We start from the raw sequence: 22,862 nt of genomic DNA, 5'->3' as shown, positions 1-22,862 counted from the left end.
TAACGTGAAATTTGCAGGAATAGTGTCTAGTGAAAATGTATGAAAACACCTCTCACCAGCACTGCAAATGCAGTGCGACCTCTCCCGCAAGGGGAGAGGTAAATGGTGGAAGGAAACTCTATTGGAAAACAACTTACCTTTTGCGTAAGTGAGGGAGGTAGCTAGTGGAACGAGTTATAGTGAGACTATTCTGGTTAGGAACTAAATATAAAACTCGTAATGCATTAGCGTGCTGGAAAATAACTTACCTCTCCCCTTGCGGGAGAGGTCGGCAGGCAAAGCCTGTCGGGTGAGGGGGAAATTGTGAATATTAAAATATTTCAAAAGCAGCTAAAAACAAATCAAACCAATGCTGAGCAAACACTTTGGTATTATTTAAGAAATCGTCATTTAGGAAACTATAAGTTCCGAAAACAAGTTATCATTGACTCGTATATTGTCGACTTTGTTTGTTTTGAAAAGAAGCTGATTGTTGAGTGTGATGGAGGTCAGCATAATGATATGGAGAAAAAGGCTTTGGATGAGGTAAGAACGCAGAACCTAGTGAGTAAAGGATATAGAATATTACGCTTTTGGAATCATGATATTTTGGAAAAAACAGAAGATGTGCTGAATAATATTTATAAGGAGTTGCAGAAGTGATAGATGAAAACACCCCTCACCCGCACTGCAAATGCAGTGCGACCTCTCCCGCAAGGGGAGAGGTTAGAGATCTTCTACGCTATAGGAAAGTCACACATAACGATAAACCATTAGTTGAAAAATGGTTGAGTGAGGCACATGTGACGGAGTTTTTTTATGGTGAAGGCTTGCAAAATACCCTAAATAATTTAGCGCTTTATTGCCAAGGTATCAATGATAATGGGCGCTATAGTTTTGATCAATGGATTGGATTTTATGATGGGATTCCCTTTGCTTTTCTAATCACCTCAACAGTGACTGGACCATATGATCCAAATGACCCTTATGACAAATGGTATGTTGATGGGAAGGAGACTTGTACTTTAGATGTGTTAATTGGTGCTACAGAGTTTCTTGGAAAAAGCTTAAGTACTATTATGATCAAACAATTTATATTGAAACATTTTTCTCAGGTAGACTACTTTATTATTGATCCAGAGTTGAAAAATGAAAAAGCCATTTATGTGTATGAAAAAGTTGGGTTTCAGAAAAAGGAAGTATTCACACCTGAATATAATAAGGTTCCGCATCAAATGATGCATTTAGAGGTAAAGGACTTAATCAATGGATGAAATGATAAAAAGAATAAAGAAAATAAAAATAAATGAAAAAATAGCTAAAGTAACTGCATTTGCACCAGCAACCAGTGCAAACTTTGCGGTAGGATTTGATTTGATGGGTTTTGCGTTATCGGGTGTCGGTGACACAGTGCATTTACAAAAGCGCGATGATAAACAACTAGTTATTAAACAAATCTGTGGGCTATTAACAGATAAAGAGTTAAGTCTAGATGTTGATCAAAATGTCTGTGGCGCGGTAATAAAGAAATTTTTGCAAGATCACCAGCTATCACTTGGTTTAGATATTAGTATTGAAAAAGGTATTCCTTTAGGCTCTGGTATTGGCGGTTCTGCTGCATCTTCAGTTGCGGCAATACTTGCAGTTAATGAATTCTTAGTAGAGCCTTTAGCAAAAGAGCAGTTAATTGATTATGCCATTTATGGTGAAAGCCTTATCTCTGGTGGCGTTTATCATGGTGATAATGCCGTGCCTGCGATGTTTGGTGGCTTGGTGTTGCTGCAAAACTCAAAGCCATGTGAGTTTATTCAACTGCCGAGTTTAGATTTATGTGCTAGTGTTGTTGTACCTAATCTAAAAATCGAAACCAAAGAAGCACGAAAGTTGATTGATGTGCCTTTTACGATCAAAGAGTTTGTCGCGCAAAGTGCCAAAACTGCGGCGATTATTAGTGCACTTTATGAAGGTGATCTTGTGCGCTTTAAAAAACATTTTGTTGATATGTTAATTGAACCAAAACGTAAAGTGCTCATTAATGGCTTTGATCAGGCAAAACAAAAAGCAATTGAGCTTGGCGCGCTTGGGTTTGGTATTTCGGGATCAGGTCCTGCTGTATTTGCGCTAAGTAGCAATAAAGATGCTGCTGCAGTGATTGCAAATGAATTAGTTAAAGTATTTGCCAACGAGGGGCTATCAGCAGAGAAATATATTACAAGCTTATCTGCAAAAGGTGGGCAAATTATCGCAAAGGAGGAAGTATGAAATTTATCAGTACCAGAGGTGATGCCAAGGCTGTAGCGATATCAAGTGCATTACAAAATGGCTTAGCAGAAGATGGTGGGCTTTATGTCCCTGAGTCTTTTCCATTGTTTGATTGGCAGGCTTTAGATAGTGCAATGAGTTATCCAGATTTTGCAACAAAGTTACTAACTCCATTTTTTAACGGCGATGCACTTGAAAACCAATTAAGCACAATATGTCATGAGAGCTTTAATTTTCCTTTGCCGTTGGTGAATATTGATCAAAAAACATCGGTGCTTGAGCTTTTTCATGGTATGACTTTATCGTTTAAAGATTTTGGGGCGAGATTTTTAGCCAATGCCTTAAGTCATATTAAAACCGATAAAAAATTCACGATTATGGTCGCAACATCAGGTGATACGGGCTCTGCGGTTGCCGCAGCCTTTTATCAAAAGAAAAACATCAATGTGATGGTATTATTTCCTAAGGGTAAAATCTCAATGCGTCAGCAAAAGCAGATAACTTGCTGGCAAGATAATGTTTGTGCAGTTGAGGTTAATGGTACATTTGATGATTGTCAGGCATTGGTTAAAGGCGCATTTGCCGATAACTGGTGGCAGAATAATACGTATTTAAATACATCTAATAGTATTAATATCGGGAGACTTTTGCCACAAACAACCTATTACGCATATATTGCTTGGCAGTATTTTTTAAAGCATGGTAAAAAGGCAAATTTCATCGTGCCATCGGGTAATATTGGCAATGTTTGTGCTTGTTTTTGGGCGAAAAAAATGGGCTTGCCAATTGGTGATATTGTCATTGCGCAAAATGAAAATAACGTCATTGGGCAGTTTTTGGCACATAAAATATTGCCTAATAAAGCAAGTATCGAAACACTAGCTAATGCGATGGATGTCGGTAAGCCAAGTAACTTTGAGCGCCTTTATGCGCTCTTCCCTGATTTTGACGTTTTTGCTCATGAGGTAAAAGCTTTTAAAGCATCTGATAGTGATATTAAAAAGATGATTGCTGAGGTAAAGAATGAGCATAATATGCTTATTTGTCCACATACGGCAACTGCATTTTTTGCGCGTGAGTCTTTGACAGAAGATACGCATTATATCGTTGTTGCAACTGCCCATCCAGCAAAGTTTGAAGAAGTAATTGAACCAATTACCCAAGAGAAAATTAAAGTGCCTGAGCACTTAAACAAATTACTTGAAAAGAAACAACAAAGTGTTGGAGTTTCTGCAAATCTTAATGCCTTAACAGAGCAGTATCAGGCATACTTTGGTGTTTATTCTTCATCCTCATAATCATAATCATCGTAATCTTCATCGTCAAAGTCGTCATAATCATCGGCGAAATCAAAATAATCATCATCAAACTCATCTTCTTCATAGCTATATAAACTCTCAGCATCTTGGCGCAATGTGAGGATCAGCGCTTGCATATCTTTGGGAGGTTTAGCACTAAATTCAACAACTTCAGCGCTAACGGGATGAATGAAAGCCAGTTTATAAGCATGTAAGGCTTGACGGTTAAAGTCTTTTAATACATCTTGCGCCTCATCAGATAAACCACGCGCGAGTTTCAACCTCGGGTTATAAACAGGGTCACCAACTAATGGTGCTTTAAGATGTGCCATATGCACACGGATTTGATGCGTGCGTCCAGTTTCTAGTTTACAACGAATGCGTGTATGTGCGCGATAGCGCTCCAATACCACAAAGTGCGTGATGGCTTCTTTGCCCGTGGGGGTCACCGCCATTCTTAAACGATTGTGAGGGCTTCTGCCAATTTTGGTTTTGATAGTACTGCCCACCGTAATATAACCTGTGGCAATTGCTTCATACTCGCGTTTGACTTGACGTTTGGATAATTGGGCGACAAGGGATGCATGTGCTTTGAGACTTTTAGCGGCAACCATTAATCCAGAGGTATCTTTATCTAATCGGTGCACAATGCCGGCGCGTGGCACCTTGGCGAATGCTGGATCATGCGCCAATAGCGCATTGGATAATGTACCGGATAAGTTGCCTGCCCCTGGATGGACAGTTAGTCCCGCAGGCTTATTAATAACGATGACATCATCATCTTCATAAATGATATCAAGCGGAATATCCTCTGGCTGCCAGTGGTTTTTATCCTCCAGTGTCGCATTAAGTGATATTTCCTCGCCACCAATGATTTTATCTTTGGCTTTTTTGATCTCACCATTAACAAGAATGGCGCCTTGTTTTAGCCATTTTTGTAGTTGTGAGCGCGAGTAATCACTGAAAACGTTGGATAAGCATTGATCCAAACGTTGACCAGCACAGCTTTCAGGTGCAATAACATTTTGCTGAATGTTTTTAGATACGGTATGATGTGGCACAAATAAAATCCTATCAAGACGCCGGTTAAATTGTGCATCATTGTAAACAATAAATGACAAAGGCGGTAATAAATTAAAGGGTAATCGATGAAAAAGATCAGTTTGGCATTAAGCGGCTTAGGTGCGCTTTTGTTAATGGCAGGATGTTCAACAACAACGACTAAGGCATTGCCGTATCAAGGCGAAAGTGCTGAATATATTTATGCCAAAGGGCATGAGCAGGTTAAAGATGGCGATTATTATAAAGCGATTGATACCTTTAGATCGTTAAACTCGCAATATCCATTCCAAAGCTATACTGAAATGGGCAATTTAGAGCTTATTTACTCTTATTATGAAGATGGACAGCCTGAGATGGCGTTAGGGTTGGCTCGTCAGTTCTTACGCGCTTATCCGACATCAAAGCACTTGGGTTATGTTTATTATATGATGGGTGTGATTAACTATGATAATGGTCGTGGGTTCTTACAACGCCGCTTGCCATACGATATGGCGCAACATGATCCAGCATCGTATCTACAAGCTTTTAATGATTTAAAGCGTTCAGTAATCTTAAGCCCTAAAGCCTCTTATGCTGAGGATGCTAGGCGTCGTATGGTGCATATTAATAATGTCGTTGCTGAGTATGAATATAATATCGCTAATTTCTACTTTGAGCATGAGGCTTATGTTGCTGCGATTAATCGCGCTAAGATTGTCGTTGAGAAATATTCACAAAGTAACTCGATTGAGAATGCATTGGTTCTGTTGATTAGAAGTTATGATATTTTGAAAATGCCTGAGTTAGCTGAGAAATCAATGGAAGTATTAAAGGCAAACTATCCTAATAATGCGTATTTAAAATCTTTAGAAGATGCAGCAAAACGTCCAACGGTAGTATTTAAATAGACCTCAATTAATTATGTGAAGTTGGTTGATGTAGAACTCATAAAGCGCTTAATGATAAAAGCGCTTTTTTAATGAATAAAGGTAATAATTATGTGGTTTAAAAATTTAGCATTATTTCAATTTACAGAAAACTTTACAGTCAGTGCCGAAGAGCTTGAGAAACAATTAGCTGAGCATGCGTTTAGTCCATGCTCAACAAGTGCACCAATATCAATGGGTTGGGTATCGCCTATGGCGCAAGATATGCCATTAGTGCACGCAGCCTCAGGCTTTATGATGGTGTCATTTAAAATACAAGAAAAGATGGTGCCAGCAGGCGTTATCAAAGAAGTCTTGGATGAAAAAGTTGAAGAAATTGAGCTAAGAGAATCGCGTAAAGTCAAAAAGAAAGAAAAAGATACGTTAAAAGAAGAGATCTATCAAAGCTTATTGCCGCGCGCCTTTACGCGCAACACCGTGATTAATGCTTATATTGACACGCAAGCAGGTTGGCTTATTGTCAATGCTTCATCCGCTAAAAAAGCGGAGCACTTAACCGTTAATTTACGCAAAGCCTTGGGTAGTTTGAAAATTCGTATTCCCGAGGTATTGCCAGTTTCGATGCTTCTGACACAATGGCTTAAAACCAATGAGTATCCGCAAGATCTAACAATTGAAGATCAATGTGTGTTACAAGATAACAAAGATGCTTCAGGCATTATCCGATGTCAGCGCCAGAATTTGTTTACCGATGATATTTTGTCATTGATTGACTCTGGGCGCGAGGTTATTCAATTGGGACTATCATGGCAGGATCAGTTGAGTTTTGTGATTAACGATGAATTTATGTTGAAATCATTGAAGTTTTTAGAGGTCGTACAAGACAAAGCCAATGATATTGTTTCTGAAACCAAACAAGAGCGCTTTGATGCTGACTTTATTATCATGGCAGAAACCTTACGTGAATTTATTGATTTTATTATGCAGATTTTTGCTAAAGATTCGCAAGAGAGCGAGGTTTCTGATACAGCAAATACAATGACTGATATAAATTCTGTTGAAAATGGCGAAGAAATAAGTCAAGCACATGATGAGGATGATGCGCCATGGGAAGATAATGAAGCAACAGATGATACTCGCGATACTTCAGTTGATCACCAAAACCAGTAATGTGATAGTTTATGCATCCAAATGAAGTAATGTCTTTAAATAGTCAGCTTGAAAATATCAAGCGACCACCATCCTCAATTGATGCTGAGCGCTCGGTTATTGGTGGGTTGATACTGGATAATGAAGCATGGTTTAAAATTGAAGAAATTCTGCGACCTGATGACTTTTACAGCACGCAACATCGCATTGTTTTTCGCCAAATGCAAAAGCTCATTAAAGATGAATCGCCCTTTGATATCATCACCTTAAGTGACTCATTATCAAATGAAAAGCTTTTAGAGCAAGCCGGCGGGCTTCATTATTTAGCTGAGATTGCCAAAAATACGCCAACTGCTGCTAACGTTGTCGCTTATGCTGAAATTGTTAAAGAGCGCTCAAAATTACGTGTTCTTTTAAATACGGCAACCGATATTGCCAATATGGTTTATGTGCCAGAAGGGCGCAAAGCCGAAGACATCTTAGATGTGGCTGAGCAGAAAATTTTGGCAATTGCTGAGAGTGATACTCAGCGCAGTGATGGTCCTAAGTCCGTGCGTGATATTATCCCGAGTGTGATTGATCGCATTGATGCAATGATGGAAGCAAGTGATGGTATTACTGGAATCTCCAGTGGCTTTACCGACTTGGATGAGTTAACTTCAGGCTTGCATCCGGCGAATTTAGTGATTGTTGCCGGACGCCCATCAATGGGTAAAACAACCTTTGCCATGAATTTGGCTGAAAATGTTGCCAGAGGTGCTGAAAAGCCCGTACTTGTTTTTAGTTTAGAGATGCCTTCAGAAGATATTGTGCTGAGGATGATTTCATCTCTTGGTCGTGTTGAGCAAAATGCGCTAAGAAATGGTCGCCTAGAAGATGAGCACTGGGCAAAGATCACAACGGCAATGGAAGTGCTATCCAAAGATTTCAATATGCATATTGATGATAGTGCGGGTTTATCCCCTGCTGATATGCGCTCACGTGCACGTAAACTCTATAAAGAGCAGGGAGGCTTAAGCATGATTGTTGTCGATTATCTGCAGTTGATGAAAGTGCCAGGCTATGAAAACAATCGTACCCAAGAGGTCTCAGAAATCTCACGTGCTTTAAAGTCCCTTGCCAAAGAGTTGCATGTGCCTGTCGTGGCATTATCACAGCTTAATCGTGCGGTTGATGATCGCGCCGATAAACGCCCCATGATGTCAGATCTACGTGAATCCGGTGCAATTGAGCAAGATGCGGATGTGATTATGTTTGTTTATCGTGATGAGGTTTATCATAAGGACAAGGAAGACAATAAAGGACTCGGTGAAATTATTATCGGTAAGCAACGTAATGGTCCAATTGGCAGTATAAAAGTGCACTTTGAAGGACGCTTCTGTCGCTTTGCTGATTTAACCTTTGAGCAAAGTGTGCCGTTTGGAGTGCATTAAATATATTTTATGATATACTAAAGCATATTTGAAAATATGGAGGTTACTATGTCAACGATTTCATTAAAGTTGGATGATTCACTCGAGAAAGAGAGCATGCTAATTGCAAAGTCGTTAGGTTTATCTAGAACCAAATTTATTACCCATGCTATCGAGCATGAAATAGCGCGTATAAAACGCAAAAATGAACGTAAGAAAATGGCACAATTCTTAGTGCAAATGAATGGAAATACAGATTATCAAAAAGAATTGAATGAGATTGAAAAAGGTTTAGACGATGATTAAATACCTTAAGAACTCTGGTGTTTATTTGGCGAATTTAAACCCAAATAAAGGCAGTGAAATTGGCAAAAAAAGACCAGTCATCGTATTAACTCATCAAAGCTTCCTTGATAATGATATCTCTCCTATATTTATTTGCCCGTTAAGCACACAGTCATATGATAAAAACCAAATTTTGCACGTAAAAATAACAGAAAGAGACTACTTGCAACAGGATAGTTTTGCTTTGCCTGAGCAATGTCGGTCAATATCAATGACAAGATTAGAGCCAACATTGATTACCAGTATTACAGACAAAGAGAGACAGGAAATCTTCAGTAAATTGGACTTGTTAATCGGATTTAAGGAAAATATAACTAATTTTTAATTGTTTGGTCTATGCCATTGATATCATTTTGGCATAGAATGATGGGGTTAATTAACTATAGTAACAGAGCATTCTAGTGTTAGATATACAAAAAATTCGTCAAGACTTTCCTTTTTTAAAGCAAACGATTCATGGCAAACCCGTGGTGTTTTTAGATACCGGTGCATCAGCACAAAAGCCCAATATCGTCATTGATGCAGTCAAAGATAGCTATACCAATGACTATGCGAATGTTCATCGTGGCGTGTATTATTTGAGTGATCAAGCCACTGAGAAATATGAAGGCACGCGTAAGATTGTGCAGCATTTCATTGGTGCGCAAAAGATGGAAGAAATTATCTTTACAAAAGGCACTACAGAGTCGATTAATCTGGTGGCAAGCTCGTTATTGGATCAGTATTTTAATGTCGGTGATGAGATTATCATTACCGAAATGGAGCATCATGCCAATATTGTGCCGTGGCAGCTAATGAGTAAACACAAACCCTTGACGATTAAATATATACCTGTAACAGATAAAGGGGAGCTTGATTTATCTGTTTTACCCACACTTTTAACAGATAAGACTAAACTTATCTCATTAACGCATTGTTCAAATGTGTTGGGGACGATTAATCCGATTAAAGAAATTATCCAAAGCATTCGCAAAACGCATCCTGACGTTGCAATTGTTGTTGATGGCGCGCAGTCTGTCGTTCATCAAAAAATTGATGTGGTTGATTTGGATTGCGATTTCTTTGCTTTTTCGTCACATAAACTCTATGGCACGACAGGCGTTGGCGTGTTATATGCCAAAGAGAAATGGCATCAATTAATGTCTCCTTATCAAGGCGGTGGTGATATGATCAAGCTTGTGACGATGAGTGAGACGACATTTGCCGATCCACCGTATAAATTTGAAGCAGGGACGCCCGATATTATTGGCGTGATTGGTTTATCCAAAGCCATTGAATATGTGCAAAGTATCGGGCTTTGTAAGATTAAAGCACATGAAGAAACGCTGCTTCACTATGCCACAGAAAAATTACAAACCATTTCAGGGCTTAGAATATTAGGTCAAAGCACACATAAAGCTTCGGTAATTACCTTTGTCATCGATAGATTCCATGCCAATGATTTGGGTACATTGCTTGATTTATCAGGGGTTTGTGTGCGCACGGGACATCATTGCGCGCAACCATTATTACAACGCTATAACGTACCATCGACGGTGCGAGCATCGTTTGGTGTATATAATACCAAAGAAGATGTTGATATGTTGGTTGAAGGGCTACATAAAGCGATTAAGATGTTATCTTAAATGGTAGTGAATTATTTGGGCTATGAACCAAGTCCAGCCATTCCAAACGTGCCCTGAGCAAAGTCGAAGGGCATGCAAAGATGAGTGGCTTCGACTAATGCTCAGCCAACGTTTATGTTTATAGTGAATTAAGTAGCCATGCAAATCTTATCAGGTATTTTTTGGATTCCTGGATCAAGTCCGAGAATGCCAGCAAGCCGTCATATTCGGGCTTGACCCGAATATCCATTATATTGTTTAGGTACTTATTCTTTTGAGCGTGAATAGCGCTTACGATCTGATTCAGTTAGCAGCTTTTTACGTAGACGGATTGATTTTGGTGTGATCTCAACTAACTCATCATCTTCGATAAATTCTAATGCATACTCAAGGGTAATTTTAATGGGTGTTGTTAAGACAATACTTTCATCTTTACCAGAGGCGCGCATATTGGTTAGTTGCTTGCCTTTACAAGGATTAACCGTCAAATCATTATCACGTGAGTTAATGCCGATAATCATACCCTCGTAAACTTCAACGCCATGACCAATAAACATTTTGCCACGTTCTTGTAAATTAAACAGAGCAAATGCCACTGCCTTGCCAGCACAAATAGAAATTAACGTGCCGTTTAGGCGCGATTCAATAATTCCCTTTTTCATAGGACCATAATGATCAAAGATCTTATTGATAATGCCAGTACCTGAAGTAATGGTTAAAAACTCAGTGTAAAAACCAATTAGACCGCGCGAAGGGATGATGAATTCTAAGCGCACACGACCTTTGCCATCTGGCTCCATATTTCTAAGCTCACCTTGGCGTAAACCCATTTTTTCCATGACAGAACCTTGATATTGCTCATCAACATCAATAATAGCTTGCTCATATGGCTCACACATCTCACCATCAATTTCTTTAAAGATCACATGTGGACGTGATACAGCGATTTCAAAACCTTCGCGACGCATATTCTCAAGTAAAATAGATAAGTGCAGCTCACCACGACCAGAAACCTTGAATTTATCAGGATCATCTAGTTGTTCAACACGAAGAGCAACGTTGTGTAAAAGCTCTTTTTCCAAACGATCTTTGATTTGACGAGAAGTTACAAATTTACCTTCGCGCCCAGCAAATGGCGAGTTGTTCACTTGGAAAGTCATCGAAATGGTTGGCTCATCAACGGATAATGGCGGCAGTGCTTCAACACAATCCAATGCGCAAATGGTGTCAGAGATATTAATTCCCTCAATACCGGTAATGCAGATAATGTCTCCCGCGGATGCTTCAGGCACTTCAACGCGCTCAAGCCCCATATGCCCTAGTACTTGTAATACACGACCTTGTCTTGTGTTGCCATTTTTATCAACAATACTTACCGGTGTATTGGTTTTGATCTTACCACGCTTAATACGCCCAATACCGATTGTGCCAACAAAGCTTGAATAATCCAATGAAGAAATTTGCATTTGAAATGCACCTTCTTGATCAACCTCAGGTGGCGATACACGCTCAACAATCGTTTCAAATAGAGCATTCATATTGTCAGTGATTTCGTTTTCATCCATTGTCGCAAAGCCGTTTAATGCTGATGTGTAGACAACAGGGAAATCAAGCTGCTCATCCGTGGCGCCCAAGCGATCAAATAAATCAAAAACTTGATCCATAACCCAATCAGGGCGGGCACCAGGTCGATCAATCTTGTTAATAACAACGATGGGCTTTAAACCGCGAGCGAATGCTTTTTCAGTCACAAAACGCGTTTGTGGCATAGGACCATCAACGGCATCTACTAAAAGAAGTACAGAATCAACCATCGACATCACACGCTCTACCTCACCGCCGAAGTCAGCATGTCCTGGTGTGTCAACGATGTTAATACGATAATCATTCCATTTAATAGCAGTATTTTTGGCAAGAATGGTAATGCCACGCTCTTTTTCTAAGTCGTTGGAGTCCATCACGCGCTCAACGTCAGCGCCACGCGTTTTTAATGTGCCTGATTGCTGTAATAGTTTGTCAACCAGTGTTGTTTTGCCATGGTCAACGTGTGCGATAATCGCGATATTACGTAAATTTTCGATCATAAAATTATATTCTTTTAAGAGTTAGCGTAAATTGATTAGTGATTGTACGGTCACATTTAAAATACGCAATGTTTTTTTTGTGAGAATTGCATGTTGCGAGAGAAAAGATTTTCTCATTAGAGTTGTCATCTGCATTGATATTTAAGTTTGAGGTGTTCTTTGTATCTTTACGTAATACAGTAATGCTGCTATGCTACCTAACAAGGTACTAAACAAATGATTAATTACGTTGATTAAAAGTTTTAAACACAAAGGCTTAGAACAATTTTTTTACAGCGGTATAACGAAAGGTATTCAGTCAGAGCATGTAGCGAAGGTATCGCGGATTTTGTCTGCACTTAATGCTGCATCAAAAGCTTTGGATATGAACCTTCCAAGTTATAAGCTGCATAAACTTAAAGGTGATAAATCTGAATTTTGGTCAGTTACTGTTAATGGTAATTGGCGAGTGATTTTTAAATTTGAAGACGGTGATGCTTATATTGTAAATTATTTGGATTACCATTAAAAAACTTAGGAGGATATTAAAATGTTTAACCCAAGTCACCCCGGTGAGATTTTAAAGCATGATATATTAGAGGCGCTGGATGAGAAAATCACAATTACAGAGGCTGCAAAGCGTCTTGGTGTCACACGTGCAAACTTATCCAATCTGCTAAACTGTAAAATGAATGTAAGTATTGAGATGGCGATTAGACTATCAAAGGCAACAGGCACAACAGCAGAGTTTTGGATAAATTTGCAAGCGCAATACGATTTAGCTCAAGCAAGAAGCCGAGATAAAAATTTAAATATAATACCTTTTAGCGATGTTCAATCCCAAGCAGGTTTGCGTAGCCACTAAACAAACTATTTTACGCTTAGCGATGGCTGATCGGGTATACCTTAATTAGCTGGTATATTTAGCGAATCTTCTTATTAATGAGTTCAATCTGATAACCATTAGGGTCTTTGACAAAGGCGATGACACTGGTGCCACCTTTGACAGGACCTGCTTCACGCGTGACAATCCCTCCTTGTTTCTTAATCTCCTCACAGCTTTGATAAACATCCTCGACTTCAATGCACAGATGTCCAAAAGCATTGCCATGATCATAACTATCGGTATCCCAGTTATGAGTCAGTTCGATGGCAGTGATGGCATTGATGTCATTGCCATAGCCCATGAATGCTAGTGTATAGCGATAAGCCTCGTTATCCATCTTTTTAAGTAAATTCATGCCAAAAATGTTTTGATAAAAATTGATTGACTCTTCGAGATTGTTAACACGAATCATAATGTGAGCTAGACGCATAATGTTATCCTTTGTTCTTATTGTATGAAGCTGTGCAGAATGTTAATAAAACAGCATGGGTATGACAAGGTAAATCATACCAACTTCAAAGCAATAAGTTCTACAAAACGCCTGATGACAGGTATATACCCATCGTAAGCCATTTTATAGTGTTTAATGTTGAAGAAGTTTTTGGTGTTTTTGAATGATTGGATTGCAGGTAATAGCTAGGACTATTAGCAAGATCAAATCATTCAAAAGTGCAAGAAATTCAATAGCAGAAATACTGTAAACTGGTTTGTGATGGGTATATAATGCACGCCATTATTTGAGTAAAGGTAACATGCATGCAAATCGTAGATGAAATCTGTTTAAAAGCATTAACAGACGTCGAAAACACAAAAAATAGACAAGATTTAGATCATATTCGCGTTCAGTATTTGGGGAAAAAGGGTGAACTTACCGAGATTATGAAACAATTAGGTAGTTTGCCAAATGAAGAAAAGCCAAAGCTTGGGCAAGCAGTCAATGAAGCGAAGAATAAATTGCAAATGGCAATTACCGCGCGCTTGGATGTGTTAAATGCGATTGAATTGGCGCAAAAATTAGCAGCTGAGAAAATTGATGTCACGCTTTCAGGTATTGGACATGAGCAAGGTACATTGCATCCGGTTTCAACAAGCATGCAGCGAATTGAAGACTTTTTTAGTAAGATGGGTTTTGCGATTGAATATGGTCCTGAGGTTGAGGATGACTATCATAACTTTGAAGCATTAAATATTCCTGATCATCATCCGGCGCGTGCCATGCATGATACTTTTTACTTTAATCCTAATACTGTATTAAGAACGCATACTTCCGGTGTGCAAATCAGAACAATGGAAAAACAACAGCCACCGATTCGCATGATCGCGCCTGGGCGTGTTTATCGTTGTGATTCGGATATGACACATACACCGATGTTTCATCAGGTGGAAGGTTTGTGGATTGATGAGAAGGCATCATTTGCTGATCTAAAGGGCTTGTTAAATGCCTTTTTAAATGCCTTTTTCGAGAAAGATCTAAAGATGCGTTTTCGCCCTTCATATTTTCCATTTACTGAGCCATCAGCCGAAGCCGATATGGAATGTGTGATGTGCGAAGGGCAAGGTTGTCGTGTGTGCAAGCAAACCGGTTGGCTTGAGGTGTTAGGTTGCGGTATGGTGCATCCTAATGTGTTAAAAGCCGGCGGCATTGATAGTGAGAAATATCGTGGATTTGCTTTTGGCATGGGTGTTGAGCGCTTAACTATGTTGCGTTATGGTATTAATGATTTACGTTTATTTTTTGAGAATGATTTACGGTTTTTAAAACAGTTTTAATTGCTTTGTATTGCACTCAATATATCAGAGGTAGCGTTAGCTCATGAGCTAACGCTACCTCGAAAATTACAGGATAATAAAATGAAATTTAGTCATCGTTGGTTAGAAAATTATTTGGATAAAAATCTTGAGGTAAATACCTTAAGTGAAAAGCTTACGGCTGCCGGTTTGGAGGTTGATTCAATTGAAGCCGTTGCATCGCCATTCACACAGGTAGTTGTCGGGCAAATTAAAAAAATTGATAAGCATCCTGATGCGGATAAGCTAAATGTTTGTGAAGTCGATGTTGGTGATGATGAGCTAGTTACCATCGTCTGTGGTGCGCCAAATGTCTATGCAGGGATGAAAGCACCTGTTGCTAAGATTGGCGCATGCTTGCCTGGTGATTTTAAGATAAAGAAAAGTAAACTTCGCGGTCAACCATCGCATGGCATGATGTGCTCGCAAAAAGAGCTTGGGTTAAGTGATGAAAGCGAAGGTTTGATGGATTTGCCAGTGGATGCACCTGTTGGTGTTGATATTCGTGAATATTTGCAATTGGATGATCATATTGTTGAAGTGGATTTGACACCGAATCGCGCGGATTGTTTAAGTGTATATGGAGTGGCAAGAGAAGTCGCCGCTTTAACTGATGCTAAGCTTAAACCTCTTGATCAGATTAAACTTAATCTTGTTAAAGGCGTGCAAAAACAAGTTGTTTCACAGGTGTCTGAGGCATGTCCACGTTATTTTGGACGGATGGTTTATAATATTGATGCGAAAGCGCAAACGCCCCTTTGGATGAAAGAGCGCTTACGCCGTTCAGGTTTAAGATCAATCTCTGCGATTGTTGATATTACCAATTATGTGTTACTTGAACTGGGTCAGCCACTGCATGCCTTTGATGCTGATAAAGTTGGCAGCACCGTCTATGCACGCATGGCAAAAGATAATGAAAAAATTACCTTATTAGATGAAACTGAAGTAACACTCAAATCGAATACGTTAGTGATTGCTGATGAGCATAAAGCGTTAGCCATCGCTGGTGTGATGGGTGGACTGGACTCGTCAGTAACTGATAATACACAGAATATCTTTCTAGAAAGTGCTTATTTTGCGCCTAAAGCAATTGCAGGTAAGGCGCGTCAATATGGATTGCATACAGACTCATCACATCGCTTTGAACGTGGTGTTGATCCGAAGTTGTGCCAATATGCGATTGATTATGCCGCACGTTTGATCGTTGATATTGCTGAAGGTGAAGTCAGTGAAGTTGTTAAGGCGGATCATTACAATGAAACAACGATTCAAATTCCGTTACGCTTAAATAAGATAAACTCAATTCTTGGCATGGATTTCAGTGCCACATTTGTTGAAGAAGTATTAACAGCACTTAATATCACACTTACACCAGTTGACGATACCAGTAATGAGATTAAGTGGTTGGCGACAGCTCCAAGTTATCGCTTTGATATGGCGATTGAAGAAGATTTAATCGAAGAAGTCGGGCGTGTATATGGTTATCAAAATCTGCCGATGACTTTACCTGAGGTAACATTGTCACAACAACAAGTTTCTGAACATATCATCACTTTAAGCGCATTAAAAAATACATTGATTAATCGTGGCTATCATGAAGTGATCAATTATAGCTTTATTGATCCTAAATTAGATGGATTGTTTTTTGATACGGCAGGATTGGCTTTGCAAAATCCGATTTCACAAGATATGTCGGTGATGCGTCAAGGCTTGATCCCAGGTCTTGTATCAACATTTAAAGCCAATTTGAATCGTCAGCAATCGCGTATTCGTATTTTTGAAGAAGGTGTTTGCTTTCAGCCAGCTGAAACATTAGCGCATGAATATTCACATTTTGCTGGTCTTGTTTATGGTGATATTAATCCACTGAACTGGCAGGAAAAAACGGCAAGCGATTTTTATTCAGTTAAGGCAGATGTTGAGGCGCTGCTGCAATTAAATAAAAAGTCAGTCAATTATGTTGCTTGTGAAGATATCGATTGGCTGCACCCAGGACAATCCGCTTATATTTATCAAAATGGTGAAAAAGTTGGTGTTATTGGTGTTTTGCATCCAAGTGTAATGAAAGTGTTGCAAATCAAAGGTAAATCACCAGTAGTATTTGAATTACAAACCAGTAAAATCTCAAACAAAGACGTTGCTAAATTTATGGCAATTTCTAAATATCCATCGGTTTCACGCGATATTGCGGTTATTGTTGATTGTAATATCAGTGCGCAAAGCTTGATTGATGCAGTGAATAAAGCAGATGTGAATTCATTGAATCAAGTTGATTTATTTGATGTTTATCAAGGTGAAAATCTGCCAGAGAATAAAAAGAGTATTGCTTTGAATCTCACTTTTCAAGATAACACACAGACTTTGACTGATGAGCTTATGAATGATGCGATGGCTAAAATTCTTAAGTCTCTGAAAGAAAATACTGATGCCAGTCTGCGAGAATAGTATCTCGTGATTTTGAAACCATTACATACTTCTGAACTACAAGCTTTTAAGGAAGCAATACAGATATCAAATATTCCTATTCTAGTGCAAGTGTTAGATTGGGCTAGAATCCCTGAGGTTTTTCATCAAAGCACTCTAAAGGGCTATGCTATTTTAAAACCTTTGGGCTAGGCTTTTTTAATATACCAATTATAGATTTGTATCAGTGCATATTGTTGACTAGAATCACTAAAAATATGAAATATTATGATGATTATGAATAATGGTGGGTCGTGCAGGATTCGAACCTGCGACCAATTGGTTAAAAGCCAACTGCTCTACCGACTGAGCTAACGACCCAAAGACAGGGCACATTATAGGGAATATGGAGTTAATTGCAATATGAAGATGAGAAAAAATGGCAAAAACAACAGAGGCGCTCGAAATCTAGGCTTTAGCTTGATTGAAGGGATGGTGGTTATTGTTGTAATGGCGATTGTTATTGCAGTTGCTGTGCCTTTGATGGTTGGCACTTTTGGGCGCGCTAATTCAGAAATTTATTTAGATAAAGTCAAAGCGGCTTTAGAGTTAGGCAGAATCACAGCAATGTCAGAAGTAACATCAGTATTTTTGTGCCCAAGCACGGATGGTGCTACCTGTGCGACGGTACCAGCAAGTAATTGGGGGAATAATCGCTTGATTTTATTTACAAGTTCAACGGGGGTGTCTACTGATGTTGATCGTATTATTACAACGGTTGAGGCACCAACCACAGGAGAGTATATTTCAAGTACAAATGGTGATTCGATGGAATTTCAGCCAAGTGGATTATCCTCAACCGCTGCATCTTTACGTTATTGCGCTACCGTTGATGGGCAAGGCGCGGGGCATTATGATCGAGAAGTAGTGATTAATATGATTGGCAGAATCAAGATTGATATTTTTAGTACCTCACAAGTGTGCTAATGTAATTGACATACTAGCTCAGTTAACGCTTGCTCTACATCGCCTTGTTCGATTCCTTTAACGAGTAAATCAATGGCAAAGCATTGATTAAAAAGCTTGGCATAATGCTGCCTGCTAAATTTTCTAGCTAGGCGTGCATAGACGGCTTGCCGTGTTTTCCAGATATTGTTGCGTATAAAGGTCTGTTGTTGCTGTTGTGGCGTTTGTGTGCTTAGGTTATAGCAAATGCGTAACTCTTTTAAAATTGCCCAAAGAATAATGGCACTTTCAACACGCTCTTTGAATAGATGCTGTAATATCACCAGTGAGCGATTCATATTCTGCTCAATAAGGCTTTGTGCCAGATCAAATACATCGTAATTCATCGCATTGGATAAATAATCAGTAAGCGTCTTATCATCAAAGTGCGTCTGTGGTTGATGTTGCAGTAAGCTAATCATTTGGTTAGCAGCAAAGAGATTGCCTTCGGTTTTTTGTGCTAAGAGCATCAGGGCGTCTTCGGTTAATGTAATCGGTTTATTTAGAGAGCTAAGCTCAAATTTAATGAGTTTAATCGACTCTTGAATGCTAACTGGCCATACTTGAATGTATAATGCCTTTTGCACAAGCGATTGAAACCATTTGGTTTTTTGTTGCGCGCTTGTTAGATCGTCAAATATCAATAAAAAACGATCACTTTGAGAGATGTTTTTAAGGCAATCAACGAGCAGTTTTTGCGCATTCTTATCAGGCGCTTTAGTAATGGTGAGTTGCAATAAACGCTCTTCAGCAAACAGGCTAAAGCTATTGAAGTTGCTTTGTAAAAAATCATACTGCTGGTTGATGATTTGCGTACGCAGAATCTCAAAGTTTAGTGCTTTATATTTGGCATTAATTTCTTCAATGAGTTTATTTTTTTGATAAGGCTCTTTGCCGGTGATGATATAACAAGGGAAGTCTTTTTTTTCAATGGCTTTTAAGGCTTCTAGATAGTTCGTTGCTTTGATCATTACTCTTTTCCCTTATGGTTGGCACTGTGGGCAATAAAAGGTGTTGCGTTGATTGATAACAATCGATGAAATGACGGTTGAACAGATCTGGCATGCTTTGTCTTTTTGCCCGTAAACCGCTAAAGATTGGGCAAAATAACCAGGTTTGCCTGTGGCATTTTTGTAGTCTTTTAAAGTGGTGCCACCGGCTTTAATCGCTTGCAACAACGTGGATTGGATGGCATCGATAAGCTTGCTGATCTCATTTTTTGTTAAGGTATTAGCGGGTTTTAACGGTGAAATACCTGCCTTAAATAAGCTTTCACAGGCATAGATATTGCCAACACCAACAACGATTTTATTATCCATAATCACATTTTTGATCGCTTGTGTGCGTGCGTTAAGTGCGCGTTGCAAATAGAGACTATTAAAATGTTGCGTCAAAGGCTCAGGACCGTAGTTTAAAAAGTATTTATGCTCTAAAGGATCACTGTCGGTAATATCCCAATAACCAAAGCGCCGAGGGTCATGATAAAAGATTGTCTGACCGTCATCGAGTTGTAAAACAATATGATCATGTTTTTTATGCTGATAGGCATTACTATCAGTAATTTGTAAAACACCAGACATGCCAAGATGAATAATCAATGCATAATCATCTAAGGTGATAATCAAATGCTTGCCGCGCCTTGAGATATCATGAATTGATTGGTTAGTCACTTTGTCACTAAGCTTAGGATCCAGTGGGTAGCGTAGTTTATCAATATAAGTATGAGCGCTTATGATTTTGCGCTTTAAGCAATGTAAGCTAAGACCGTTTTTAACCGTCTCGACTTCAGGTAATTCAGGCATTTTTCTTTTGACCTATTTTGCTTTCACTACCATTGATTAAGCGCTTAATATTTTCGTGGTGTCTTAAGATGACAATAATCGCAATGATAATAAATGGCAGTGCGCTTTGAAAACTAAAGATGAAAATCACACAAACAGCAGAAACAATCGTCGCAATTAATGCAGATAATGAAGAGTATTTGGTAATTAATGCGCATATGAGCCATGTGGCAAGGAAAATAACGCCAATCAACCAATAAAATCCAAGAATGACACCAATTAAGGTAGCGACGCCTTTGCCACCTTTAAAACCAAAGAACACAGGAAATATATGCCCAATAACGGCAAGAAGTGCAACATAACCAATCTCAGTTGCGCTTAAGTGTAAAGCATGGGCAATGAGTACAGGAATTAAGCCTTTCAGTGCATCACCTAAAAGGGTGATTGCTGCGGCTTTTTTGCCACCTAGACGTAAAACATTGGTCGCTCCTGGATTACCGGAACCAATACTGCGTGGTGAAGGTAAACCCATAAGTTTACAAGTAATGATGGCACTATTAATTGAGCCAAATAAGTAGCCAATGATAAGCATTAAAATAAATAGCATGATTTCATACAGTATGATTTAAACTGCCCATGAGTGTCTAAATTTTTGAGGATTAAGTCAAGTGCTTATTAGATCAAGTATCTTAAAACATGATGCCATACCTATCACAAACCAGTTTACAGAGTTTCTGTTAGTGAATTTCCACAGATAATATTAAAACCATTCTTTATTTATCTGTTTTTTGATCTATATTTTACCTTGAGCGGGCAAAATTTCGGGGCGATGATATGCAAAGTTATCAGCAAAATACAGCGTTATTAGCGCTAATACAAGCAGCCAGTTTATATCAGGTGGCGTTAGATCCTAAAACGATTTTTCATCAGTTCGCTGTGGATGGCATATTTGAACATATGGCATTGATGCGAGCACTTAAAGCCAATGGTTTTCATGCCAAAGAGGCAAGCTGCGATATGGCGAGTATTAAGCTATCTACGCTACCTGCGATTATTGTTGGCAAAAACGATTATTTTGTTTTGGTCGGTGTTAATGATCAACAAGAGTATCTTGTGATTTTAGCTAATAGTAATGAGCTGACGAGTTTATCATCAGCTGAATTTAGTCAATTATTTAATGGTAAAGTCATCTATCTCAATCCTAAAAATAATACCTCAAAAGATAAGGCATTTAATATCAAATGGTTTATTCCGGCACTATGGAAATACAAACACGTCTTTCGTGATGTGCTTATCGCGTCATTTTTCTTGCAGTTATTTGCTCTGGTAACACCACTATTTTTCCAAGTGGTAATGGATAAAGTGGTTGTCCATCAAGCCTTAACCACATTGGAGATATTAGCCATTGGCTTTGTGGCAGTGAGTATTTTTGAGGTAATCTTAGGTGCGATTCGCACCTATTTGTTTGCGCATACCACAAGTCGTGTTGATGTTGAGCTTGGCACGAAACTGTATCAGCATTTGTTAAGTTTACCTCTTGCCTATTTTGAGGCGCGGCAAGTGGGATTAAGTGTGGCACGTGTTAAAGAGCTTGACAGTATTCGTGAGTTTTTGACCAGTAGTGCATTGACCTTGTTCATTGATCTTGGATTTACTTTTATCTTTTTCGCGGTCATGTGGTTTTATTCAGTCAAATTAACCTTAATCGTATTGGCAACCATTCCTTGTTATGTTGTGTTATCACTTTTCATTACCCCAATACTAAAAGCGCGCCTTGATCAGGCATTTAAAGAAGGTGCCAAAAATCAAGCATTTCTAACCGAATCATTAACCGGAATTCAAACCGTTAAATCATCAGCAATTGAGCCACAAATGCAACATAAATGGGAAGATAATCTAGCAAATTACGTGCGAACCAACTTTCGCGCACGCAACTTAAGTAATATCACTTCTCAAATTGCACAATTTATTAGCAAGATCACGACACTTTTAATTATTTTCCTAGGGGTTAACTTAGTGATTTCAGGTGACTTAACCATTGGTCAATTGATTGCTTTTAATATGCTCGCCGGACGTGTTACCAGTCCTATTTTAAAAGTAGTGCAATTATGGCAAGACTTTCAGCAAGCACGTATATCATTAAAACGTTTGGGGGATATTTTAAATACCGCAGCGGAAGGATCGACCGTAAGCAATAATCAGCAATTAGCCCAATTATCTGGAAGTATCGAATTTAAGAATCTTACATTTCATTATGGCATCAATACCCCTGCGGTACTAAAAGAGATCAGCTTCAATGTTGAAGCCAATCAAACCGTTGGTATTGTCGGGCGCTCAGGCTCAGGTAAAAGCACATTAGCAAAACTCTTACAAAAGCTTTACCTACCGCAATCAGGCAGTATTTTACTCGATGGTGCTGATATCTCAGCATTAAGTGCTGTATGGTTAAGGCAACAGATCGGCGTGGTGTCACAAGAGAGCTTTTTATTTAATCGTAGTATTCGTGAGAATATTGCGCTGACGTGCTCAGGGGCTTCTTTGGATGTAGTCATCAATGCGGCTAAATTATCAGGAGCTGATGAGTTTATTATCAAATTAAAACATGGTTATGACACGATTGTAGAGGAGCAAGGTGCTAATTTCTCTGGTGGGCAAAAACAACGTATTGCCATCGCCAGAGCATTGATCAATGAGCCTAAAATACTTATTTTTGATGAGGCAACATCGGCTTTAGATTATGAATCCGAGCGCATGATTCAGCAGAATATGCGTGAAATCACCCATAATCGCACGGTGTTTATTATTGCTCATAGACTATCAACGGTGATGCATTGCGATAAGATTATCTATCTTGAAGCAGGTAAAGTGGTTGAGGAAGGAAGTCATAATGAACTATTAGCATTGGGTGGTCACTATGCCAAGCTGTATCGTGCACAATTTGCAAGTACAAGGGGATGAT

Annotated in this window: 22 protein-coding genes and 1 tRNA gene; 16 read left to right on the top strand and 7 right to left on the bottom strand. The window is 38.9% G+C overall.

Translation table 11 applies throughout. From position 1 onward, the window contains the following. The first annotated feature begins 303 nt into the window (after nucleotides 1–303). From DNJ75_RS02375 to thrC, 4 genes are read left to right on the top strand one after another with little or no spacing between them, the layout of a single operon-like run. Nucleotides 304–642 (top strand): endonuclease domain-containing protein, encoded by a 339-nt coding sequence (locus tag DNJ75_RS02375; protein WP_117001576.1) that lies wholly within the window; start codon nucleotides 304–306, stop codon nucleotides 640–642. Continuing rightward, the gene (locus tag DNJ75_RS02370; protein ID WP_206609081.1) at nucleotides 639–1,253 is read left to right on the top strand and encodes a GNAT family N-acetyltransferase; all 615 of its coding nucleotides are present in this window, start codon (nucleotides 639–641) and stop codon (nucleotides 1,251–1,253) included. Before DNJ75_RS02375 ends, DNJ75_RS02370 begins: the two co-directional genes overlap by 4 nt. Next, a complete protein-coding gene (locus tag DNJ75_RS02365; RefSeq protein WP_224742326.1) occupies nucleotides 1,246–2,241 on the top strand; it encodes a homoserine kinase in 996 nt (331 codons plus the stop codon). Before DNJ75_RS02370 ends, DNJ75_RS02365 begins: the two co-directional genes overlap by 8 nt. Beyond that, nucleotides 2,238–3,539, top strand: a complete 1,302-nt coding sequence (thrC, locus tag DNJ75_RS02360; protein ID WP_117001575.1) for a threonine synthase — start codon at nucleotides 2,238–2,240, stop codon at nucleotides 3,537–3,539. The genes DNJ75_RS02365 and thrC overlap by 4 nt, the downstream gene beginning before the upstream one ends. On the opposite strand, the gene rluD is transcribed toward thrC, so the two are convergent. Then, complete coding sequence (rluD, locus tag DNJ75_RS02355) at nucleotides 3,521–4,600, bottom strand: 23S rRNA pseudouridine(1911/1915/1917) synthase RluD (protein ID WP_117001574.1); 1,080 nt, start codon at nucleotides 4,598–4,600, stop codon at nucleotides 3,521–3,523. The genes thrC and rluD overlap by 19 nt on opposite strands. Nucleotides 4,601–4,687: 87 nt before the next feature. On the opposite strand from rluD, the gene DNJ75_RS02350 reads away from it, so the two are divergent. From DNJ75_RS02350 to DNJ75_RS02325, 6 genes are all read left to right on the top strand, one after another. Beyond that, nucleotides 4,688–5,488 carry an outer membrane protein assembly factor BamD gene (locus tag DNJ75_RS02350; RefSeq protein ID WP_117001573.1) on the top strand — a complete coding sequence of 267 codons (801 nt, stop codon included), beginning with the start codon at nucleotides 4,688–4,690 and terminating at the stop codon, nucleotides 5,486–5,488. Nucleotides 5,489–5,578: 90 nt separating this feature from the next. Continuing rightward, the gene (locus DNJ75_RS02345) at nucleotides 5,579–6,637 is read left to right on the top strand and encodes a recombination-associated protein RdgC (protein ID WP_117001572.1); all 1,059 of its coding nucleotides are present in this window, start codon (nucleotides 5,579–5,581) and stop codon (nucleotides 6,635–6,637) included. Between the two features lie 29 nt (nucleotides 6,638–6,666). Next, complete coding sequence (gene dnaB / locus DNJ75_RS02340) at nucleotides 6,667–8,049, top strand: replicative DNA helicase (protein WP_206609084.1); 1,383 nt, start codon at nucleotides 6,667–6,669, stop codon at nucleotides 8,047–8,049. Nucleotides 8,050–8,097: 48 nt separating this feature from the next. Then, nucleotides 8,098–8,334, top strand: a complete 237-nt coding sequence (locus DNJ75_RS02335) for a hypothetical protein (RefSeq protein WP_117001570.1) — start codon at nucleotides 8,098–8,100, stop codon at nucleotides 8,332–8,334. Then, nucleotides 8,327–8,698 carry a type II toxin-antitoxin system PemK/MazF family toxin gene (locus DNJ75_RS02330; protein WP_117001569.1) on the top strand — a complete coding sequence of 124 codons (372 nt, stop codon included), beginning with the start codon at nucleotides 8,327–8,329 and terminating at the stop codon, nucleotides 8,696–8,698. The genes DNJ75_RS02335 and DNJ75_RS02330 overlap by 8 nt, the downstream gene beginning before the upstream one ends. Before the next feature lie 76 nt (nucleotides 8,699–8,774). After that, the gene (locus DNJ75_RS02325) at nucleotides 8,775–9,998 is read left to right on the top strand and encodes an aminotransferase class V-fold PLP-dependent enzyme (protein ID WP_117001568.1); all 1,224 of its coding nucleotides are present in this window, start codon (nucleotides 8,775–8,777) and stop codon (nucleotides 9,996–9,998) included. Between the two features lie 245 nt (nucleotides 9,999–10,243). Here the strand turns inward: DNJ75_RS02325 and typA are convergent, their stop codons facing one another. Further along, the gene (gene typA / locus DNJ75_RS02320; RefSeq protein WP_117001567.1) at nucleotides 10,244–12,061 is read right to left on the bottom strand and encodes a translational GTPase TypA; all 1,818 of its coding nucleotides are present in this window, start codon (nucleotides 12,059–12,061) and stop codon (nucleotides 10,244–10,246) included. Between the two features lie 229 nt (nucleotides 12,062–12,290). Between typA and DNJ75_RS02315 the strand changes: the two genes are divergently transcribed. Beyond that, entirely contained in the window at nucleotides 12,291–12,569 is a 279-nt protein-coding gene (locus DNJ75_RS02315; protein WP_117001566.1) for a type II toxin-antitoxin system RelE/ParE family toxin, read from the top strand. A gap of 21 nt (nucleotides 12,570–12,590) precedes the next feature. Continuing rightward, complete coding sequence (locus tag DNJ75_RS02310; RefSeq protein ID WP_206609080.1) at nucleotides 12,591–12,905, top strand: HigA family addiction module antitoxin; 315 nt, start codon at nucleotides 12,591–12,593, stop codon at nucleotides 12,903–12,905. A gap of 58 nt (nucleotides 12,906–12,963) precedes the next feature. Here the strand turns inward: DNJ75_RS02310 and gloA are convergent, their stop codons facing one another. Then, entirely contained in the window at nucleotides 12,964–13,356 is a 393-nt protein-coding gene (gene gloA, locus DNJ75_RS02305; RefSeq protein WP_117001564.1) for a lactoylglutathione lyase, read from the bottom strand. A 326-nt stretch (nucleotides 13,357–13,682) separates the two neighbouring features. On the opposite strand from gloA, the gene pheS reads away from it, so the two are divergent. Next, nucleotides 13,683–14,696 (top strand): phenylalanine--tRNA ligase subunit alpha, encoded by a 1,014-nt coding sequence (pheS, locus tag DNJ75_RS02300; protein WP_117001563.1) that lies wholly within the window; start codon nucleotides 13,683–13,685, stop codon nucleotides 14,694–14,696. 81 nt (nucleotides 14,697–14,777) lie between these two features. Continuing rightward, nucleotides 14,778–17,159 (top strand): phenylalanine--tRNA ligase subunit beta, encoded by a 2,382-nt coding sequence (pheT, locus tag DNJ75_RS02295; protein ID WP_117001562.1) that lies wholly within the window; start codon nucleotides 14,778–14,780, stop codon nucleotides 17,157–17,159. Nucleotides 17,160–17,422: 263 nt separating this feature from the next. On the opposite strand, the gene DNJ75_RS02290 is transcribed toward pheT, so the two are convergent. Continuing rightward, nucleotides 17,423–17,498, bottom strand: a tRNA-Lys gene (locus DNJ75_RS02290). 42 nt (nucleotides 17,499–17,540) lie between these two features. Here DNJ75_RS02290 and DNJ75_RS02285 point away from each other — a divergent pair. Continuing rightward, nucleotides 17,541–18,104: a GspH/FimT family protein gene (locus DNJ75_RS02285; protein ID WP_117001561.1), complete on the top strand. Its 564-nt coding sequence runs from the start codon at nucleotides 17,541–17,543 to the stop codon at nucleotides 18,102–18,104. On the opposite strand, the gene holA is transcribed toward DNJ75_RS02285, so the two are convergent. The 3 genes from holA to plsY are packed head-to-tail and all read right to left on the bottom strand — an operon-like array spanning nucleotide 18,101 to nucleotide 20,510. Then, nucleotides 18,101–19,093 (bottom strand): DNA polymerase III subunit delta, encoded by a 993-nt coding sequence (gene holA, locus DNJ75_RS02280; RefSeq protein ID WP_117001560.1) that lies wholly within the window; start codon nucleotides 19,091–19,093, stop codon nucleotides 18,101–18,103. The genes DNJ75_RS02285 and holA overlap by 4 nt on opposite strands. 12 nt (nucleotides 19,094–19,105) lie before the next feature. Continuing rightward, nucleotides 19,106–19,924 carry a bifunctional DNA-formamidopyrimidine glycosylase/DNA-(apurinic or apyrimidinic site) lyase gene (gene mutM / locus DNJ75_RS02275; protein ID WP_117001559.1) on the bottom strand — a complete coding sequence of 273 codons (819 nt, stop codon included), beginning with the start codon at nucleotides 19,922–19,924 and terminating at the stop codon, nucleotides 19,106–19,108. Beyond that, entirely contained in the window at nucleotides 19,917–20,510 is a 594-nt protein-coding gene (gene plsY, locus DNJ75_RS02270) for a glycerol-3-phosphate 1-O-acyltransferase PlsY (protein WP_117001558.1), read from the bottom strand. Before plsY ends, mutM begins: the two co-directional genes overlap by 8 nt. 227 nt (nucleotides 20,511–20,737) lie before the next feature. Between plsY and DNJ75_RS02265 the strand changes: the two genes are divergently transcribed. After that, a complete protein-coding gene (locus DNJ75_RS02265; protein WP_117001557.1) occupies nucleotides 20,738–22,861 on the top strand; it encodes a type I secretion system permease/ATPase in 2,124 nt (707 codons plus the stop codon). Nucleotide 22,862 lies beyond the last annotated feature (1 nt).

Origin of the sequence: Cysteiniphilum litorale (assembly GCF_003428165.1) — a bacterium.
GTDB lineage: Bacteria > Pseudomonadota > Gammaproteobacteria > Francisellales > Francisellaceae > Caedibacter > Caedibacter litoralis.
Note: the sequence above shows the minus strand (reverse complement) of the source record. Positions and strands in the feature narration are given on the sequence as shown.

What these genes read in the sequence shown, in the direction of transcription:
- DNJ75_RS02365 (WP_224742326.1), top strand. Translation starts at nt 1,246, where the DNA reads ATGGATGAAATGATAAAAAGAATAAAGAAAATAAAAATAAATGAAAAA.
- thrC (WP_117001575.1), top strand. Translation starts at nt 2,238, where the DNA reads ATGAAATTTATCAGTACCAGAGGTGATGCCAAGGCTGTAGCGATATCA.
- DNJ75_RS02350 (WP_117001573.1), top strand. Translation starts at nt 4,688, where the DNA reads ATGAAAAAGATCAGTTTGGCATTAAGCGGCTTAGGTGCGCTTTTGTTA.
- DNJ75_RS02345 (WP_117001572.1), top strand. Translation starts at nt 5,579, where the DNA reads ATGTGGTTTAAAAATTTAGCATTATTTCAATTTACAGAAAACTTTACA.
- dnaB (WP_206609084.1), top strand. Translation starts at nt 6,667, where the DNA reads ATGTCTTTAAATAGTCAGCTTGAAAATATCAAGCGACCACCATCCTCA.
- DNJ75_RS02335 (WP_117001570.1), top strand. Translation starts at nt 8,098, where the DNA reads ATGTCAACGATTTCATTAAAGTTGGATGATTCACTCGAGAAAGAGAGC.
- DNJ75_RS02330 (WP_117001569.1), top strand. Translation starts at nt 8,327, where the DNA reads ATGATTAAATACCTTAAGAACTCTGGTGTTTATTTGGCGAATTTAAAC.
- typA (WP_117001567.1), bottom strand. Translation starts at nt 12,061, where the DNA reads ATGATCGAAAATTTACGTAATATCGCGATTATCGCACACGTTGACCAT.
- DNJ75_RS02310 (WP_206609080.1), top strand. Translation starts at nt 12,591, where the DNA reads ATGTTTAACCCAAGTCACCCCGGTGAGATTTTAAAGCATGATATATTA.
- gloA (WP_117001564.1), bottom strand. Translation starts at nt 13,356, where the DNA reads ATGCGTCTAGCTCACATTATGATTCGTGTTAACAATCTCGAAGAGTCA.
- pheS (WP_117001563.1), top strand. Translation starts at nt 13,683, where the DNA reads ATGCAAATCGTAGATGAAATCTGTTTAAAAGCATTAACAGACGTCGAA.
- pheT (WP_117001562.1), top strand. Translation starts at nt 14,778, where the DNA reads ATGAAATTTAGTCATCGTTGGTTAGAAAATTATTTGGATAAAAATCTT.
- DNJ75_RS02285 (WP_117001561.1), top strand. Translation starts at nt 17,541, where the DNA reads ATGAAGATGAGAAAAAATGGCAAAAACAACAGAGGCGCTCGAAATCTA.
- holA (WP_117001560.1), bottom strand. Translation starts at nt 19,093, where the DNA reads ATGATCAAAGCAACGAACTATCTAGAAGCCTTAAAAGCCATTGAAAAA.
- mutM (WP_117001559.1), bottom strand. Translation starts at nt 19,924, where the DNA reads ATGCCTGAATTACCTGAAGTCGAGACGGTTAAAAACGGTCTTAGCTTA.
- plsY (WP_117001558.1), bottom strand. Translation starts at nt 20,510, where the DNA reads ATGCTATTTATTTTAATGCTTATCATTGGCTACTTATTTGGCTCAATT.
- DNJ75_RS02265 (WP_117001557.1), top strand. Translation starts at nt 20,738, where the DNA reads ATGCAAAGTTATCAGCAAAATACAGCGTTATTAGCGCTAATACAAGCA.